This is a genomic window from Sedimentimonas flavescens (genome assembly GCF_025154035.1).
Lineage (GTDB): Bacteria > Pseudomonadota > Alphaproteobacteria > Rhodobacterales > Rhodobacteraceae > Rhodobacter > Rhodobacter flavescens.
This window is the reverse complement of record NZ_JAOALJ010000006.1, coordinates 125613-143877: the sequence shown is the minus strand read 5'-3', so window position 1 is coordinate 143877 and position 18265 is coordinate 125613. Positions and strand designations below refer to the sequence as shown.

Here is an 18265-nt window from a genome sequence, read left to right as displayed (position 1 = left end):
TTGAACAGGATTGCGCAGCCGTTGCCCTCGGGCGGCGGCTGACCTATGTCTGGGGCAGCAATCGGAGACCCCGCCATGTCGCTCAACCACATTCGTCCCTGGCGCAATATCTACCGCCGCAAGTCGCGCCAGATCATGGTCGGCAATGTGCCCGTGGGGGGCGATGCGCCGATCACGGTGCAGACGATGACGAACACCGATACTTCGGACGTCAGGGCGACGCTGGATCAGGTGATCCGCTCGGCCGACGTGGGTGCCGATATCGTGCGCGTCTCGACGCCCGATGAGGCCAGCACCCGCGCCCTGCGCGAGATCGTGCGCGAAAGCCCCGTGCCGATCGTGGCCGACATCCATTTTCACTACAAGCGCGCCATCGAGGCGGCCGAGGCAGGCGCCGCCTGTCTGCGCATCAACCCCGGCAATATCGGCGATGAAAGCCGCGTGAAAGAGGTGATCCGGGCGGCGAAGGACCACGGCTGCTCGATCCGCATCGGTGTGAACGCGGGCAGCCTTGAAAAGCACCTGCTCGACAAATACGGCGAGCCGTGCCCCGATGCGATGGTCGAAAGTGGCCTTGATCACATCAAGATCCTGCAAGACAACGACTTTCACGAGTTCAAAATTTCCTGCAAGGCGTCGGATGTCTTCCTGGCGGCCGCTGCCTATCAGGCGCTGGCCGAGGCGACCGATGCGCCGATCCACCTTGGTATCACCGAGGCGGGCGGGCTTATGGCTGGCACCGTGAAATCCGCCATCGGTCTGGGCAACCTGCTGTGGATGGGGATTGGCGACACGATCCGCGTCAGCCTCTCGGCCGATCCGGTCGAAGAGGTCAAGGTTGGCTACGAGATCCTCAAGTCGCTTGGCCTGCGCACGCGCGGGGTGCAGATCATCTCGTGCCCGTCCTGTGCGCGTCAGGGCTTCGACGTGATCAAGACGGTCGAGACGCTCGAAAAGCGCCTTGAGCACATCAAGACCCCGATGAGCCTGTCGATCATCGGCTGCGTCGTGAACGGCCCTGGCGAGGCGCTGATGACCGATATTGGCTTTACCGGCGGCGGTGCGGGCTCGGGGATGGTCTATCTGGCGGGCAAGCAGAGCCACAAGCTCTCGAACGCCGAGATGGTCGATCATATCGTGGGGCTGGTCGAGGCCCGCGTGGCCGAGATAGAGGCGGCAGGCGATACGCCCGATGCGGCGGAATAAGCCCTGAAAAGAAAAAGGCCGGCGCGATGCCGGCCTTTCGCGTCTTTGGCAGGGCGATCAGCCGCGCTGCTCGGCCACGATTTGCTGCATCGTCTTGAGGGGCGCATAGCCGCGCAGCATCTCGCCGCCGATGACGAAGGCCGGGGTGCCCGAGATTCTCATGCGCTCGGCCAACTGGTGGTTGGCGCGCAAAACGGCGGTCACTTCTTCCTCGTTCATCCGCTTGAGCACGGCGTCCTTGTCCACGCCCTGCTCATCTGCCAGCCGCGAGAGGCTTTCAAGCGTGATCGAGCCACGGAAGGCGATCAGCTCGTCATGGACCTTCTTGTAGGTCTCGTCGCCCGCAAGCTGCTTCACAGCCACCGCGAAGCGCGCCGAGAGGTCGGATTCCTGACCCAGGATCGGGAATTCCTTGACGATGAAGCGGATGTTGCCGTCCTTGGCCAGAAGCTCCTCGACCTCGGTATAGGCCTTGCGGCAATAGCTGCAGCGGTAATCCATGAACTCGACGATGGTCAGGTCGCCGTCAGGGTTGCCACCGATCCAGGAATAGCCGTCGTCAAACAGGTCCTCGGCGTTGGTCTGCACCAGCACCTTGTCATTCTGCGCCTCGGCAGCCTGCTGGCGTTCTTCGAGCACGCCGATCGCCTCAACCAGCACCTCGGGGTTTTCCATCAGATAGGTCTTCACGGCTTCGCCGAAGGCCGCCTTTTCGGCGTCCGACATCCCGGAGATATCGAAAGCCATCGCGGGGGCGGAAAGCGCCATCGAGAGGGCGAGGGCGGCGAAAAGCTTGCGCGTCATCAGTTCATCCTGTTCAGGGCCTTGCGGCCGGTTCGGGCCAAACTGGCCAGTCCTGTCTTCATGCGCAAGAGGGGTGTGCATGGTGCGACTCTGTGACCGCCGCCATTGACCCTACCGCCAAGGCGGCCTATCGCGCATATTCAATCCGCAGGATGGAGGCAGAAGATGCGTTTCTCAAGCCGTGGTCAGGTTGATCCCTTTATTGTGATGGATGTGGTGGAGGCTGCGCGTGCCGCAGAGGCCGCCGGGCGCCATATCATTCATATGGAGGTGGGACAGCCGTCGACGCCCGCACCGGCTCAGGCGCGTGCCGCACTGGCGGAGGCGTTGGAGCGCGACTCTCTTGGCTACACGGTTTCGTTGGGGCTGCCTGCGCTGCGCGAAGGGATCGCGCGGCTTTACGCGCGCTGGTATGGCGTCGATCTGGACCCGGCGCGGGTGGTGGTAACGGCGGGATCGTCGGGCGCCTTCGTGCTGGCCTTCTCGGCGCTTTTTGATGCGGGCGACCGCGTGGCATTGGGCGAACCCGGCTACCCGAGCTATCGCCAGATCCTGCGCGCCATGTCGGTCACGCCGGTCGGCATCCAGAGCCGCCCCGAGAACCGCTATCAGCCCGTGCCCTCCGAGATCCCCGCCGATGTGCAGGGCTTGATCGTGGCCTCGCCCGGCAACCCCTCGGGGACGATGCTCGGCAAGCCGCAACTGGCCGCCCTGATGGCCGAGGCCGCGGCACGCGACATCGCCTTCATCTCGGACGAGATCTACCACGGCCTGCATTACGGTGATCGGGCGGTCAGCGCGCTTGAGATCTCGGATCAGGCCTATGTGATTAACTCCTTCTCGAAGTATTTCTCGATGACGGGCTGGCGCGTGGGCTGGATGGTCGTGCCCGAGGATCACATCCGCACGGTCGAGCGGCTGGCGCAGAACCTGTTCATCTGCCCGCCCCATGCCAGTCAGATTGCGGCGCTCGCCGCGCTTGACTGCATCGACGAGCTGGAGGCGAACCGCGCCGTCTATGCCGAGAACCGTCGCCTGATGCTGGAGGGCCTGCCGAAGGCCGGGTTCACCAAGATCGCGCCGCCCGACGGAGCCTTCTACATCTACGCCGATGTCTCGGATCTGACGCAGGACAGCGTGGCCTTCGCCGCCGAGATCTTGGAAAAGGCAGGTGTGGCCGTAACGCCGGGGCTCGATTTCGATCCGCGTCGCGGCGCACGGACCCTGCGCTTTTCCTATGCCCGCGCCACCGCCGATATCGCCGAGGGGCTCGGTCGTCTGACCCGTTTCATGGCTGCGCGCGGTTGAGCGGTTTCTCAGGCGTTTGCGGCGCGCTATACTGCGCGAAAACGGGCAGGGCGGCATGAAACGCATTCTCTTGGGCATCGCGCTGGCGTGGCTGGCGGGCATTGGACTGGTTCAGGCACAGGATTTCTCGGCGCTTGCACGAGTTGAGCCCGCGCGCAGCCATGTCCGTGCGACCGATGGCCAGACCGAGATCGTTCTGGGCATCAGCCAGCCGGTTCCCTTCCGTGCCTATCTGCTGGATGGACCGCCGCGCCTGATCGTCGATTTCCGCGAGGTGGATTTTACCGGCCAGAACCCGGCGGATCTGAACGAGGGCGGGGTGTTGCAAGGCCTTCGCTGGGGTCGTTTCCGGCCCGGCTGGTCGCGCCTTGTGGCAGAGCTTCCGGGGCCGATGCGCTTGCTTGAGGCGGTCGAGGAAACCGCGCCCGACGCGGCGTCGGTGCGCGTGCGGCTGGAACCTGTTTTGCCCGAGGATTTCACCGCGCGCGTGGGCGCGCCATCCTCGGTGCTGTGGGATCTGCCGCAACCGGCGGTGACCGAGGCGCCGCATCGTCGGCAAGACGGGGCGCGGCCCTTGCGTGTGGTGCTTGACCCCGGCCATGGCGGCATCGACCCCGGCGCCGAGGCTGACGCGCAGAGCGAGGCGGTGCTGGTGCTGACCTTCGCGCGCGATCTGAAAGAGGCGATGACGCGGGCGGGTATGGAAGTGCTTATGACCCGCGAAGAGGACATCTTTGTCCCACTCGAAACCCGGATCACGGTTGCCCGCGCCGTCGGGGCGGACCTGCTGCTGTCGCTCCATGCGGATGCGCTCGCCGAGGGGGAGGCGACCGGTGCCACTGTCTATCTGCTCGATGACGCGGCACAGGATGCGGCCTCGCAAAAGCTGGCCGAGCGCCATGATCGTGCGGACCTGCTTGCTGGCGTCGATCTGTCGGGTCATGACGATGCCGTCGCCGGGGTGCTGATGGATCTGGCGCGGGTTGAGACCCATCCGCGCAGCCTTCGCCTTGCACAGGTTCTGGCGGGGGCGATCAAGGCCGAGGGGCTGAAGATGCACCGCCATCCGGTGCAGGGCGCGGATTTCTCGGTGCTGAAATCGCCCGATATCCCCTCGCTGCTGCTGGAACTGGGGTTCCTGTCCTCCGAGGCGGACCGTGTTCGGCTGCTCGACGCCGAGTGGCGCAAACGCATGGCTCGCGCGGTGGTGAAGGGGGTCGAAAGCTGGGCGCAGGCTGATGCCGCCGAGGCGCGTCTGCTACGCAAGTAGCGACGGGGGGCGCAAAAATCGTCCACCGCGCCCTGTCGCGGGCGCATCGCCGCCGGCCTGACGCCAAGTTGTTTTGACCCGCGCGCGCGCGCGCGATATACGGGCGGCCGAACGGGGCAATCGGCCCCATGGGGGTGCTTGTGATCCGTTTCGTCCTGTCGTCGCTCGGGGGTCTCTTCTCGTGGATCGTGACCGCGGTGTTTTTCGCCGCGCTGACCTTGGGCGCGATCTTCTGGATGTATTCGCGCAACCTGCCCAGCCACGAGCAGCTTGCCCAATACACCCCCAAGACGATCTCGCGCATCTATAACGGCGAGGGGCGACTGATCGACGAATTCGCCGAAGAGCGCCGGATCTTTGTGCCGGTCAGCGAGATCCCCGATCTGGTCAAGAACGCCTTCGTCTCGGCCGAGGACAAGAACTTCTGGGTCCACCGCGGCTACGACGCGCGCGGCATGGTGGCGGCGGCTGTGCAGGCGGTCAAATCGGGCGGGCGCGATCTGCGCGGCGCATCAACGATCACGCAGCAGGTGATGAAGAACTTCCTGCTCAGCTCCGACCGCTCGGTTGAGCGCAAGATCAAGGAGTTGATCCTGGCCTCGCGCGTCGAGGAGGCGTTGTCGAAAGAGCGGATCCTCGAACTCTACATGAACGAGATTTTCCTGGGCCAGAACTCTTACGGCGTTGCGGCCGCTGCCCAGACCTATTTCAACAAGACGCTGTCCGAGTTGGCGCCGCATGAGGCCGCAACGTTGGCCGCGATGCCCGCTGCGCCCTCGAACTTCCATCCCGTGCGCAACAAGGAAAAGCTGGAAGGCCGCCGGAACTACGTGCTGCGCGAGATGTGGCAGAACGGCTATATCGACGAGGCGACCTATGAGAGCGAGCGCCAGCAGCCCGTGCGCTCGGTCCAGAACGGCGATTTCCCGCCTTTCCGGCAGGCCCTTCCGCCGCGTGACTATTTCACTGACGAGATTCGGCGCCAGCTGTCGAAGACCTTCGGTCAGGAGGAATTCTTTGGCGGCGGTCTGACGATCCGCGCCACGGTGAACCCCGACATGCAGCGCGCCGCGGCCAAGGCGCTGCAAGACGCGCTGGAGAAATATGACCGTAGCCAAGGCGTCTGGCGCGGCACTGACGCGACCATCGCCGCCGACCAACTGGGCGATGAGGCGACGTGGCGCGCAGCGCTTGCCGCGGTGCCGACCGACAAGGCCCCGCGTGACATTGAGGGCTGGTATCCCGCCGTCGTGCTGGAGTTGGGCGAGGATTCGGCCCGGATCGGCATCGAAGGCATCGAAGAAGATGGCGACGGCCACTGGATTCCGGCCGAAGATGTCACCTGGGCCAAGAAGCTGAAGGACGATGGCAAGCTTGGCCCCAAGGCCAAGCGCGCGTCGGACCTTGTGGATCTGGGCGATGTGGTTCTGGTGCGCGCCGTTACCAAGGACGAGGACGGCTCCTTCGTGCGCTGGAGCCTGCGTCAGGTGCCCCAGGTCGAGGGCGCCTTCATGGCGATGGACATCAACACCGGGCGCGTGATCGCGATGCAGGGTGGCTTCAGCTATCAGGCATCGGTTTTCAACCGCGCGACGCAGGCGATGCGGCAGCCGGGTTCGAACTTCAAGCCCTTCGTCTATGCGGCGGCGCTGGACAAGGGCTTTACCCCGGCGACCATCGTCGTGGACGCACCGATCGAGGTGAACACTCCGCAAGGCCTATGGCGCCCCAAGAACGCGTCGAACAAATTCTACGGGCCGACGCCCATGCGCACCGGGCTTGAGCAGTCGCGAAACCTGATGACCGTGCGTATCGCGCAGGAAATCGGGATGGAGACGGTCGCGCAATATGCCGAGCAGTTCGGCGTCTACAATCCGATGAGCCCGTTCCTCGCAAACGCGCTCGGTGCTCAGGAAACCACGATGTACCAGATCGTCAGCGCCTATGCGATGTTCGCCAACGGCGGGCAGCGGGTGGAGCCGACGCTGGTGGACCGGGTGCAAGACCGCTGGGGTCGTACGGTCTATCGCCATGATCAGCGCGTCTGCGAGGATTGCGGCAAGGAGATCCTGGCCGAGGGGCTTGGTCCGCGCATCCGCGCCGAGCGCGAGCAGGTCATCAACCCGGTCACCGCCTATCAGATGGTCTCGATGATGGAGGGCGTGGTTCAGCGCGGCTCCGGCTCGGGCGTCAACCTGCCGGTGCCGGTGGCGGGCAAGACCGGGACGACGAACGACGCAAAAGACGTGTGGTTCACCGGCTTCACCTCGAACATCGTGGCAAGCTGCTACATGGGCTATGACCAGCCCCGCACGCTGGGGCGCGGCGCCTATGGGGGCACGCTCTGCGTGCCGGTGTTCAATGCCTTCATGACCGAGGCGATCAAGGAATACGGCGGCGGCCGGTTCAAGGCCCCTCCGGGCGGCTACTGGGCCAAGTTCAACCGCTACACCGGCGAGCGTCTCTCGGACGATGCCACGGGCGATTTCGTTCAGGCCGAATACCTGCGCGAGGGGCAGGACGGCATGTTCGGCCTTGGCCTGATCGTGGATGGCGGCTTTGCCATGGGGGCGAACCTGCCGCTGTTTGCGCAGGGCGAGACCGACGGCGAGGGCACCGAGATCATCACCTCGACCGGCGAGCGCGCCGTTATTCCGAAGAAAGCCGATTTTGGCACGCTCAGCTCGGGCGGGCTTTACTGACACCGGGCAGCTGCCACAGGGCGCGGGCAAGCCTTGCCCGCGCGTGACCTTGGCTGTATCACCGCCCGCAAGACGATAAAGAGGACGAACGCGATATGCGCGCCGAGACGCTGAATACCGTGGAAGCGATCAAGAAGTCGCTGAAACTTCTGGGCCAGCGGATGGATTGGGAAACCGCTCCGCACCGTTTGGAAGAATTCAACGCGATGATCGAGGATGGCGACCTGTGGTCGGACCCGGCGCGCGCGCAAAAGCTGATGCGCGAGCGTCAGATGCTGATGGACAAGGTCGAGACCTACAAGCGCATTGACCGCGATCTGACCGACAACGTCGAGTTGATCGAACTGGGCGAGATGGAGGAAGACCCCGAGATCGTCTCGGAGGCGGAAAAGTCGCTCAAGGAACTGCGCGAGTTCTCTGCCGCCAAGGAGCTTGAGGCGCTTCTGGACGGTGAGGCCGACGGCAACGACACCTTCCTTGAAATCAACGCGGGTGCGGGTGGTACGGAAAGCTGCGACTGGGCCTCGATCCTGGCGCGGATGTACACGCGTTGGGCCGAGAAGAAGGGCTACAAGGTCGAACTTCAGGCCGAAAGCGCGGGCGAAGAGGCAGGGATCAAGTCGGCCTCCTATAAAATCTCGGGGCCGAATGCCTATGGCTGGCTCAAGTCGGAATCGGGCGTGCATCGTCTGGTGCGGATTTCGCCTTACGACTCGGCGGCGCGGCGGCATACCTCATTCTGTTCGGTCTGGGTCTATCCGGTCGTGGACGAAAATATCGAGATCGACATTCCGGCGAGCGATATCCGCATCGACACCTACCGGTCGTCGGGCGCGGGCGGCCAGCACGTGAACACCACCGACTCGGCGGTGCGGATCACCCACTTGCCGACCAACATTGTCGTCACCTCGTCGATGAAGTCGCAGCACCAGAACCGCGAGATCGCGATGAACGCGCTGCGCTCGCGGCTCTATCAGCTTGAACTCGACAAGCGCAACGCCGCGATCAACGCCGCGCATGAGGCCAAGGGCGAGGCGGGCTGGGGCAACCAGATCCGTTCCTACGTGCTTCAGCCCTACCAGATGGTGAAAGACCTGCGCACGGGCTACGAGACCTCGGATACGCAGGGCGTTCTGGACGGCGATCTCGACGGGTTCATGGCGGCGACACTGGCCATGGATGTGGCGGGCAAATCGCGCGCCGACGCGCAAGGCGAGGATTGATCGATGGCGGCGCGGGTCTATATCACCGGCGCCGCAGGATCGGGGACCTCGTCTTTGGGGCGCGCGCTGGCCGAAAGCCTAGGCGTGCCGCATCTTGATACCGATGATTTCTACTGGGCGCCCTCTGATCCGCCCTTCACGCTCAAGCGCTCGGTGCCCGAGCGTCTCTCGCTGTTGGCGCAGGCGGCGGGGCCGTATGGCGGTTGGGTCTTGTCGGGCTCGGCTGACAGTTGGGGCGATGGGTTCATTGCCGGCGTCGATCTGATCGTGTTTCTGGTGACGCCGACGCCGGTCCGCCTGATGCGTATCCGCAAGCGCGAGATCGAAAAGTTTGGCGACCGGGTGCGCGAGGGCGGCGACATGCATCGCAACCATGGCGCGTTCCTGACCTGGGCCGCCTCGTATGACGATCCCTATTTTGGCGGGCGCAGTCTGCAACGCCACCGCAATTGGCTTGAAGGGCAGATCACACCGGTGCTGGAGTTGTCGGGCGCGCGTCCGACGGCGGAACTTGCGCAGGAATGCCTATCGCGTCTTGGCTGACCGCTAGAGCTACGACAGCAGCGGTTTTCGGTTCAGCAAATGACGGCGTGCGATACTGACCGCCTTGCGGCCAAGCGCCAGCGTCCGCGCGGGCAGGCCGTGCGAGGCCTCTCGCAGTTCAGGGAACAGCGTCAGAATTTCTTGTCGCGCGCCGGGGCTCAGGGAGCGCCAGGCCTGCGGACCGGTCAGCAAGGATTCGGCCTCCAGTCCGTTGGCAAAGATGATCTCGTGCCGGTCGAAGAGCAGGTGGAAGTAGATCACGCCGTCCTTCGGGGTGATCTGCTCGATCCCGGGTAGGGAGGTCAGGTGCTTGGCACCCAGCAGAACTTCGGGCTCGCCGCAGACCCGCGCAGCGATCTGTGAGCGCACGAGGATGCGATGTTGCGGCGAAACCATCAGATCCGCAGCAGGCTTGCCACGCCCGACGGTGCCCGCCCGGATGCGGATGGGGCGCAGGTTCGGCGCCTCCTGTAGCCTGTTGGGCGAAACCTCGCTGCGACCGATCCAGAGGATCGGCTGGAAGTCATGATCCAGCGTGCGCACCAGTATTCCCGGGCGCAAATCCTCCACCGGCAACTCGCCGAAGATCGTGTCGATCCTCGTGTCCGCGGCAAAGCAGATCACGTTCGGGCCGGAGGCATAGGCGTCACTGAAGTCCAGTTGCCCGTCGTTGTCGCCGACCGTCAGATCACCGTTCTCGTCGGTCGCATAGTAGGTCAGTGTTGTCGGTGACTGCGGAAGCCCACCGTTCAGGTCATAGAGCAGGTAGTGGCTGCCCGACTGCAGCACAACGTAATCGTCGCTCGCGCCAAGGCCGCTGACGAGATCGTTTCTGGGCGTCAGGCTGCTGTAGACCGGGATGGTCTTCCAACCGGCGTCACCATTGTAGGGGTCGATATCCGTGTCCGCAGCCGGGTCGTAGCTTTGCAGTTTCCACGTTTGACCACTGATAAAGCTGGTCGCGGTCGTATTCGGGTTTTGCCACCAGACAAGGCGGTAAAGATCGCTCTCGGCGCCGAGCGCATCCACACCCGGCATGACGATGCCATACCCGGTTTGGCCCGGATTGACGCCGGACGGGCTTGTCGGTTTGCTGGAAAGCTGGGCGACCATGTCGCCGGTCAGATAGATTGGCCCGGTATAGGTGCTGTCGGCCATGATTTTGACGCGTGGGCTCCCGAGAGGGTTACGATCCGCCGAGTTCTGATCGCTCGGCAAACATAGCCTAAGTCTTCAGGCGTGAAATAAACGTTCCCGTGTTGAGGGGCTTCACTTCATGCCGACCAATCTTTTTGTTTGCGAGAGCGCTACCACTGCCCTTAGCGTAAGCAAAAAGCAGGGAGGACACAATGACGCATATCGAGGATGGCGGACCATCAGCATTACCCGAAATCAGGGACATGCCGGTTGCCCTTATCCCGAGTGTCCTGAGGGCGGGCCTGCGCGACTTTCTGCGCGCACCTGCCTTCGGGTTATTCTTTTCCGCCGTGTACGTCTTGGGAGGGATCGTACTGTGGCTGGTATTTTCGATGAACGGCCGGGAATGGTGGCTGGTGCCGTTCTTCCTGGGCTTTCCGCTGCTCGCGCCATTCGCAGCTATTGGCCTTTACGAGGTCAGTCGGCGGATCGAGGCGGGCGAGCCGCTGCTGTGGCCCTCCGTATTGGGCGTGATCTTCGCACAGAAGGACCGGCAACTGCCCTCGATGGCGGTCGTGATCCTGCTTCTGTTCATGTTCTGGATGTTCATCGCACATATGACCTTTGCGATGTTCCTGGGGCTTCAGGCGATGACCAATGTCTCGACCGACCCGCTTGGGGTGCTTCTCAGCGGAAATGGCCCTGCGATGCTTCTGTTCGGCACGGCGGTCGGTGGAGCCTTTGCGCTGGTGCTGTTTGCCTTCACGGTGGTCGGGCTTCCGCTGCTGCTGGAACGCGAGGTCGATTTCATCTCGGCGATTATCGTGTCGGTTCAGGCGGTGATGGCGAACCCGGTCTCGATGATGGTCTGGGCGGGAACGATTGCGGGGCTTTTGTTCCTTGGGATGTTGCCGCTGTTTCTGGGGCTGTTCATCGTGCTGCCGGTCCTCGGACACGCCAGTTGGCATATGTACCGCCAGTTGACGGTCTGAAATGAAAAAGGGCAGCCGCAGGGCTGCCCTTTCCAATTCGTTGCCGGGGCCGATCAGGCCTCGGGGGTGCTCGGCGGGGCCAGCTTGGGGGCGCCGGTGCCCTGAAGCGGGTCGTCCTGACGCTGCACCGAACCCTCGAAATGCGCACCGGATTCGATGGCGATGGTCTTGTGGATGATGTCGCCTTCGACGCGCGCGGTCGAGGTCAGGCGCACCTTAAGGCCGCGCACGCGGCCCACGACGCGGCCATTCACCACGACGTCATCGGCGACAATCTCGCCCTTGATGGTGGCGCTTTCGCCCACGGTCAGCAGATGCGCACGGATGTCGCCCTCGACAACACCCTCAACCTGGATATCGCCGGTCGTCTTGACGTTGCCGACGATCGTCAGGTCGGACGACAGCACCGAGGCGGCGGGTTTGTTGCGGCTCGTGGGGGCAAAGTCCCCAAGCGGGCGGGCCGGCGGCGTTGCGTCGGCAGCCTTGGGCTTTTCGGTTTCCGAAGCGGCCTTGGGGCCGGGCTCGTGGATTTTGCTCTTAGAAAACATCTTTGGCAGCCTTGATGAATGTCATCGGGTTGGTGGGTGAACCGTCCACCCGGATTTCATAGTGCAGATGCGGCCCCGTGGACCGACCGGTATTGCCCATATCACCGATAAGCTCCCCGCGCGAGACTTTTTGCCCGGCCTTCACGCGGATTTTGGACAGATGGGCATAGACGGTCGTGATTCCGAACTCGTGCCGGATCTTGATGACGTTGCCATAGCCGTTCTCCCACCCGGCATCGGTGACGGTGCCGTCGGCGGGGGCGTGAATGTCGGTGCCGACACGGCCGGCCAGATCGATGCCAGCGTGCAGACGGCCCCAGCGGTAGCCATAGGGCGAGGTGAAACGGAACGAACCCTGTTTGACCGGAAGCGCGAAGGGCAGGCGGTCAACCGCGATGCGATACATGTTCATCTCGTCGAGACGGGTCAGGATCTCGTTCGCGCGGTCGGTGTCGGCGCTCAGATCAAGGGCACCTTTCGACGAATAGGCGATCGGCAGCAGCGGGCCGCCGGTGCCGGAGTAGCCGCGCCGAACCTGCGACAGGATCGAGTCGGGGTTCATGCCTGCGGCCTTGAACATCTTGTTCAGCGGCTCCATCGAGATCTGCACGGCGCCTTCGAGCGTGGTGAAGATCTCGTCGTTGCGCTCTTCCATCAGGCGCTTCTCAAGGGCGATATCCTCAGCCTCAAGGCGCGCGGCCTCAGCGTCGCGGGCGGCGGCATCACGCTGCGCGGCGGTGCGGCCCAGAACAGCGGTCAGCATGTCCATCGTCCGGTCCAGATCGTGCACGCGCGCCTCGGGCGACAGGCCTTTCTGCACGTCCGCGCCATGGGCATCGGCGAGTTCAAGGCGTGCGGTGTCGCGCTCGTTCATGGTGCGGCGCAGGGTGGACTGGATCACGTTGATCCCGGTTTCCAGCTCGCGCCGCCGCTCTTCCGAGGAAAGCAGCGCGGTCTGCATCTGCGAGACCTGCTCGAGCGCGGTCTGGAAGCGTTGCTGCGCGGCGGAGGCTTCGCGGGCGCGGGCGTCGCGTTCGCGCGCAAGACTGTCGAGGCGCATCTCAAAGGCTGCTTGCGAGATCGCCGCCTGCTCGCGCGCCGATCCCGAGGAGATACGGTCGATGAACAGCAGCGAGGTGGCGAGCACCGACCAGACGAACAGCATGCCGACGGCCCCCAGAGCGGCGGTCTGAGTCAGCGGCCGCAGCCGGACGAACCGGGTGGAGCTGTCCGATTTCATGAACAGGCGTTGCTCGGGCAGCCAGCGTTCTAGGCTCGAGTTCGCGCGGTCGAGGAGGCGTCTGGGCAAACCTGTGATCCTGTCTCGTTCGAGGGCAGCGGGCGCAAGGCGCCCTTATCGGTGGGCCGGGAAACCGGACCGCCGGAACTGGACAGGGCTTAACAAGTGGCAAACCCGTGGCGCAACCGATTTTGCCCGGTCTGCGACCAAGGGTGGCAATTTTTTGGGCGCCATGGGCAGATTCCTGCCGATAGCGCCCCTGATCTCAGGCGATGGCGCGGGTCGCCTCAAGCACTTCCTCGGCGTGCCCCTTGACCTTCACCTTCGGCCAGACCCGCGCGATTGTGCCTGCGCCGTCGATCAGGAAGGTCGCCCGCTCGATCCCCATATAGGTGCGGCCATACATGCTTTTCTCGACCCAGGTGCCGTAGCGCTCGCAGGTATCCGAGGCTTCGTCCGAAACAAGGATCACGCCGAGTCCGTGCTTGGCGCAGAACTTCTCGTGCTTGGCGGGCGTGTCCTTGGAGATGCCGATCACCACCGCGCCCGCTGCCGCGAATTCTCCGGCGAGGCGGGTGAAATCCAGCGCCTCGGTTGTGCAGCCCGGCGTGTCGTCCTTGGGGTAGAAGTACAGAACGACCGGTTGCGGGCGCAACGCCGAGAGCGTCAGCGCGCTTTCACCCGACCCATTGTCGGTGCGCGGCAGGGTAAAGTCTGGCGCGGTTTCGCCGATGGCTCGCATTTGCCTCTCCTTCTGTTGCGGGCGTGGTGCTAAGGTCTAGGTCGGCGAAACGAATTGTAAACCGTAAAGCCGGACGAAAAGGGGCATATGAAGCCCCATGAGGTAGGATGAGAGACGAGCACGCAGGACAGGATCGGGCAGATGCCCCGGTTCCGCCGAATGCGCCGACGGCAGGCCCTGCGGGCCCCGCCGGAAGGCGGCCTGCACGCTTCGGGATCTGGTTGCTGCTCAGCCTGCCGGTGATTGCGCTGGCCGCGATCTTTGCCTTCATGGCGGTGACACATGTGCCGATCCGCCTGCCGGTCTGGGCCGTTGAACGCGTCGAGGCGCGCGCCAACAGCGCCCTTGAAGGACGGATGCGCGTTTCGCTGGCTGGCGGGGCCGATCTGATCGTCGATGAAGGGGGTGTGCCGCGCGTGCGCTTCCAGATGGTCGAGATCACGCGGCCCTCCGGTATGCCTTTGGCGGTTTTCTCTGAAATGCGGGCAACGCTGTGGTCGCAACCTCTGCTGCGCGGCAAGGTCGAGTTGCGCGGCTTCCGGGTGCGCGGCGCCACGCTTGCACTGCGGCGCATGGCGGATGGGCGGATCGACCTTGATCTGGGCGGTGCGGGGGCGCTGAGCGGCTTGCAGATCGACACGCTCTCCGAGGCCACCGATCTGTTCGAGGCCGCGTTCGAGACCTCGGCGCTGAGCAAGGTCGAGCAGATCCTGGCCGAGGATGTCCGCATTCGCCTGAACGACGAGCGTCTCGGGCGGGTCTGGCAGGTGTCTGAGGGGCGCTTCCGGCTGACCCAGAACCGCGAGCAGATCGCCGTGACGCTCAGCCTCGACGCCGGGCAGCGCGATGAGTTGCCCGCCCAGCTTGCGCTAAGCGCGACGACGCAGAAGAAAAGCAAGGAGGCCAGCTTTGGCGCCGTCGTGACCTCGGTTCCGGCGCGCGATCTGGCGGTGCAGTCGCCCGCGCTGGCGGTGCTGGGGCTTCTGGATGCACCGATCTCGGGCTCGCTGCGCTCGGGTCTGGATGGGCAGGGTCAGCTGAAGTTGATGGAGGGCTCGCTCGAGGTGGGCGCCGGGGCGATCAGCCCGGCCGAAGGGGCCATCCCACTGCCCTTTTCTGGCGGCAAGCTTTTCCTGAGCTATGACGGGGAAACGCAGCAGGTGCGCGTCTCTGATATGAGCTTCCAAAGCCGCGCGCTGCGTCTGAAGGGCAGCGGTCAGGCGCTGTTGCGCGACTTCCGCAACGGGCTGCCCTCGGCACTTCTGGCGCAGGTGGCGATCTCGGATCTGCGGCTTGACCCCGAGGGGATCTTCGACAAGCCCGCGCGGTTTTCGCAGGGCGCGGCGGATCTGCGTATCAGCCTTGCGCCCTTCAAGGTCGAACTGGGGCAGTTGCAGCTGATCGAGGGCGCGCGGCGGATCAGTGCGCGCGGCGAGGCCTCGGCCGATGCCACGGGTTGGCATGTCGCGCTGGATGCCGGGGTCGATCGCATCGCGCAGGAAGACCTGCTGGCGCTCTGGCCGCGGGCGCTGGTGCCGCCGACGCGCAAATGGCTGGCGGATAACGTGGCAACGGGAGAGCTGCAAAATGTCCGCGCGGCAGTACGCCTGGCGCCCGAGTCCGCGCCGCGTCTGGCGCTGAGTTACGAATTCCGTGGCGCGCAGGTGCGCATCCTGCGCTCGCTGCCCCCGGTACAGGAAGGGCGCGGCTTTGCCACGATCCATGAATTCAGCCATGCGCTGATGGTCGAAGAGGGGCATGTGATCGCCCCGGCAGGCGGCCAGATCGAGGTGGCGGATTCGGTCATGGTCGTGCCCGATGTGCGTATCAAGCCCGCGCCCGCCGAGGTGAGGCTGATCACCCGCTCGCCCATTCCCGCTGCGCTCTCGCTGCTCGATCAGCCGCCCTTCGAGTTCCTGAAAAAGGCAGGGCGCACCCCGGACATCGCCGAGGGCTGGGCCGAGGCGCAGACCGAGCTGCGCTTTGTGATGAAACGCAAGATCGCGCCGACCGAGGTGGATTTCGATGTCACGGCGCGGCTGACCGACGTGCAGTCTGACAAGGTCGTGCCGGGGCATGTCCTGTCCTCGCCGCTCTTGCGGCTAAGCGCGGATCGGTCGGGCATCGCCATTTCGGGGCGCGGCGATCTGTCGGGCACGCGGTTCGACGCGCGCTGGTCGCAACAGTTCGGCCCCGAGAACAAAGGCATCTCGGCCGTGCGGGGCTATGTCGAGATCACCCCCGAGGGCTTGGAGACCTTCCGCGTCGGGCTGCCCGAGGGCGCGGTGTCAGGTGTTGGGTGGGGCTCGCTTGCGCTGGACCTGACGGCGGGTGCGCCCGCGCGCTACCGGATCGAGAGCGACCTCAAGGGTCTCGGGCTGCGCATCCCGCAGATCGGTTGGTCCAAGCCCGCCGAGGCCAAGGGTAACCTCAAGGTCGCGGGGCTACTGGGTAAGCCGCCGGTGGTCGAGACGCTGGCGCTGCGCGCGCCGGGGCTGAGCGCCGATGGCAAGGTCTCGGTCAAGGCCGAGGGCGGGCTGGAGCGGGCCGAGTTCGACAAGCTGGTGATCGCGGATTGGTTCGATGGCGGGGCTGCGCTGATCGGGCGCGGCGAAGGGCGGGCTCCGGATGTTCAGATCCTGTCGGGCGCGCTTGATATGCGGCGCGCGGCCCTGGGTGGCGGCTCGGGCGGGGCGGGGGGCACAGGCATCAGCGTGGCGCTCGATCGCCTGACGATCTCCGAGGGGATCGCGCTGACCGGGCTGCGCGGCACCTTCTCGACCCAGGGCGGGCTCAAGGGCACGTTTGCCGGAAACGTCAACGGCGGTGCGCCGGTAGAGGGCGTCGTGGGCCCTGCGGATAATGGGCGTACCGCGGCGCGTATTGCCGCGGCGGATGCGGGGGCGGCCATCGCCTCGGCGGGGATTTTCAGCAAGGCGCGGGGTGGGGCGCTCGACATGACGCTCTCGCCCGTCGGCGCGCATAGCTACGAGGGGCGCGCCCATGTTGCCAACCTGCGCGTGAAGGATGCGCCGGTGCTGGCCTCGATGCTCTCGGCGGCCTCGATCATCGGACTTCTCGAGCAATTGAACGGCGAGGGCATCCTGTTCACCGAGGTTGATGCGGCCTTCCGCTTGACGCCCGAGGGGTTGAGCCTCACAAGGGGCGAGGCCGTCGGCGCCTCAATGGGCGTCACCATGACCGGCAACTATTACCCCGGCAGCGGACAGATCGACATGCAAGGCGTGATCTCGCCCTTCTACATGGTCAATGCGATCGGCGGGATCTTCTCGGGGCGGCGCGAGGGGCTGTTTGGCTTCACCTACAGCCTCAGCGGCCAGGTGGCCGCGCCGCGCGTGGCGATCAACCCGCTGTCGATCTTTACCCCCGGCATGTTCCGCGAGATCTTCCGCCGAGAGCCGCCGAAACTGGAAGCACGATGAAACTCGACGATTTTGACTTTGATTTGCCCGATGGGCTGATCGCAACGCGCCCGGCCCGTCCGCGCACGGCGGCCAAGCTGCTGGTGGCGCAGGGCGATACGATCAGCGATCTGCAGGTGTCCGATCTTGTGGATCAGTTCCGCGCGGGCGACCGGCTGGTGCTGAACAATACCAAGGTGATCCCCGCACGGCTGAATGGAACCCGTAGCCGCATGACCCCGCAGGGCGAGGCGGTTGCCAAGATCGAGGTGACCCTGCTTGAACCCGCGCCGGGGGGCGAATGGGTCGCGCTGGCCAAGCCGCTGCGCAAGCTCAAGGAAGGCGAGGAGGTGCGCTTTTCCGACGCCCTCTCGGCCACGGTCACGGCGATCGATGCGGGGCAGATGCGGATCGCCTTCAATCTGACCGGAGCCGATTTCGATGCCGCGCTGGCCGAGGCGGGGGCCATGCCGTTGCCGCCCTATATCGCCGCGCTGCGCGCGCCCGATGAGGCAGACAAGACCGATTACCAGACCGTCTTCGCGCGCCACTCGGGGGCGGTCGCCGCACCGACGGCCTCACTCCACTTCACGCGCGAGCTGCTTGAGGCGCTGGCCGCCAAGGGCGTCGCGTTTACCGAGGTGACTCTACATGTCGGCGCGGGCACCTTCCTGCCGGTGAAGGTCGAGGATGTGACCACCCACCGGATGCACGCCGAATGGGGCGAGGTCACCGCGCAGGCCGCCGCCGAGATCAACGCGACCAAAGCCGCCGGCGGGCGCGTCATCCCCGTGGGCACCACCGCCCTGCGGCTGATCGAAAGCGCCGCCGTTGCCGAGGGGCGGGTCGAGCCCTTCTGCCGCACCACCGACATCTTCATTTACCCCGGCTATCAGTTCCGCATCACCGACGCGCTGATGACCAATTTCCACCTGCCGAAATCGACGCTGCTGATGCTGGTCTCGGCGCTGATGGGGCAGGACCGGGTGCGTCGAATCTATGAACATGCGGTCAAAAACGGGTACCGTTTCTTTTCCTACGGGGATGCGTCGCTTTTGATACCCTGAGGTCGTATTTCTGGCTGACGTTTACGATGTGCTGACCTATCTGCGGCGTTCTGCCTCAAAA

Annotated in this window: 14 protein-coding genes; 9 read left to right on the top strand and 5 right to left on the bottom strand. The window is 64.8% G+C overall.

All coding sequences use genetic code 11. The features are described 5' to 3' along the window. Window positions 1-75: 75 nt before the first annotated feature. Entirely contained in the window at window positions 76-1206 is a 1131-nt protein-coding gene (gene ispG / locus N3C64_RS12505; RefSeq protein WP_218629697.1) for a flavodoxin-dependent (E)-4-hydroxy-3-methylbut-2-enyl-diphosphate synthase, read from the top strand. A gap of 57 nt (window positions 1207-1263) precedes the next feature. Here ispG and N3C64_RS12500 read toward each other — a convergent pair whose 3' ends face one another. After that, entirely contained in the window at window positions 1264-2010 is a 747-nt protein-coding gene (locus N3C64_RS12500) for a DsbA family protein (RefSeq protein ID WP_260014727.1), read from the bottom strand. A 165-nt stretch (window positions 2011-2175) separates the two neighbouring features. Between N3C64_RS12500 and N3C64_RS12495 the strand changes: the two genes are divergently transcribed. The 5 genes from N3C64_RS12495 (at window position 2176) to N3C64_RS12475 (ending at window position 9056) form a co-directional block, all read left to right on the top strand. Continuing rightward, the gene (locus N3C64_RS12495; protein WP_260014726.1) at window positions 2176-3318 is read left to right on the top strand and encodes a pyridoxal phosphate-dependent aminotransferase; all 1143 of its coding nucleotides are present in this window, start codon (window positions 2176-2178) and stop codon (window positions 3316-3318) included. A gap of 55 nt (window positions 3319-3373) precedes the next feature. Next, window positions 3374-4588 (top strand): N-acetylmuramoyl-L-alanine amidase, encoded by a 1215-nt coding sequence (locus N3C64_RS12490; RefSeq protein ID WP_260014725.1) that lies wholly within the window; start codon window positions 3374-3376, stop codon window positions 4586-4588. A gap of 140 nt (window positions 4589-4728) precedes the next feature. Further along, window positions 4729-7290: a penicillin-binding protein 1A gene (locus tag N3C64_RS12485; RefSeq protein ID WP_260014724.1), complete on the top strand. Its 2562-nt coding sequence runs from the start codon at window positions 4729-4731 to the stop codon at window positions 7288-7290. A 95-nt stretch (window positions 7291-7385) separates the two neighbouring features. Next, window positions 7386-8513, top strand: coding sequence for a peptide chain release factor 2 (gene prfB, locus N3C64_RS12480; RefSeq protein ID WP_260014723.1), 1128 nt, complete (start codon window positions 7386-7388; stop codon window positions 8511-8513). 3 nt (window positions 8514-8516) lie between these two features. Continuing rightward, the gene (locus tag N3C64_RS12475; protein WP_260014722.1) at window positions 8517-9056 is read left to right on the top strand and encodes an ATP-binding protein; all 540 of its coding nucleotides are present in this window, start codon (window positions 8517-8519) and stop codon (window positions 9054-9056) included. 9 nt (window positions 9057-9065) lie between these two features. Here the strand turns inward: N3C64_RS12475 and N3C64_RS12470 are convergent, their stop codons facing one another. Further along, a complete protein-coding gene (locus tag N3C64_RS12470; protein WP_260014721.1) occupies window positions 9066-10214 on the bottom strand; it encodes a Hint domain-containing protein in 1149 nt (382 codons plus the stop codon). Window positions 10215-10585: 371 nt separating this feature from the next. Between N3C64_RS12470 and N3C64_RS12465 the strand changes: the two genes are divergently transcribed. Next, complete coding sequence (locus N3C64_RS12465; protein ID WP_311201878.1) at window positions 10586-11185, top strand: DUF2189 domain-containing protein; 600 nt, start codon at window positions 10586-10588, stop codon at window positions 11183-11185. 53 nt (window positions 11186-11238) lie between these two features. Here the strand turns inward: N3C64_RS12465 and N3C64_RS12460 are convergent, their stop codons facing one another. The 3 genes from N3C64_RS12460 to N3C64_RS12450 all read right to left on the bottom strand — a co-directional run bounded on the left by N3C64_RS12460 (window position 11239) and on the right by N3C64_RS12450 (window position 13715). Then, the gene (locus N3C64_RS12460) at window positions 11239-11733 is read right to left on the bottom strand and encodes a bactofilin family protein (protein ID WP_218629705.1); all 495 of its coding nucleotides are present in this window, start codon (window positions 11731-11733) and stop codon (window positions 11239-11241) included. After that, window positions 11723-13042, bottom strand: coding sequence for a M23 family metallopeptidase (locus N3C64_RS12455; protein ID WP_260014720.1), 1320 nt, complete (start codon window positions 13040-13042; stop codon window positions 11723-11725). The genes N3C64_RS12460 and N3C64_RS12455 overlap by 11 nt, the downstream gene beginning before the upstream one ends. Window positions 13043-13238: 196 nt before the next feature. Further along, window positions 13239-13715 (bottom strand): peroxiredoxin, encoded by a 477-nt coding sequence (locus N3C64_RS12450; protein ID WP_260014719.1) that lies wholly within the window; start codon window positions 13713-13715, stop codon window positions 13239-13241. A 107-nt stretch (window positions 13716-13822) separates the two neighbouring features. On the opposite strand from N3C64_RS12450, the gene N3C64_RS12445 reads away from it, so the two are divergent. Beyond that, window positions 13823-17158: an AsmA family protein gene (locus N3C64_RS12445; protein ID WP_260014718.1), complete on the top strand. Its 3336-nt coding sequence runs from the start codon at window positions 13823-13825 to the stop codon at window positions 17156-17158. Beyond that, the gene (gene queA / locus N3C64_RS12440; RefSeq protein ID WP_260014717.1) at window positions 17155-18204 is read left to right on the top strand and encodes a tRNA preQ1(34) S-adenosylmethionine ribosyltransferase-isomerase QueA; all 1050 of its coding nucleotides are present in this window, start codon (window positions 17155-17157) and stop codon (window positions 18202-18204) included. The genes N3C64_RS12445 and queA overlap by 4 nt, the downstream gene beginning before the upstream one ends. Window positions 18205-18265 lie beyond the last annotated feature (61 nt).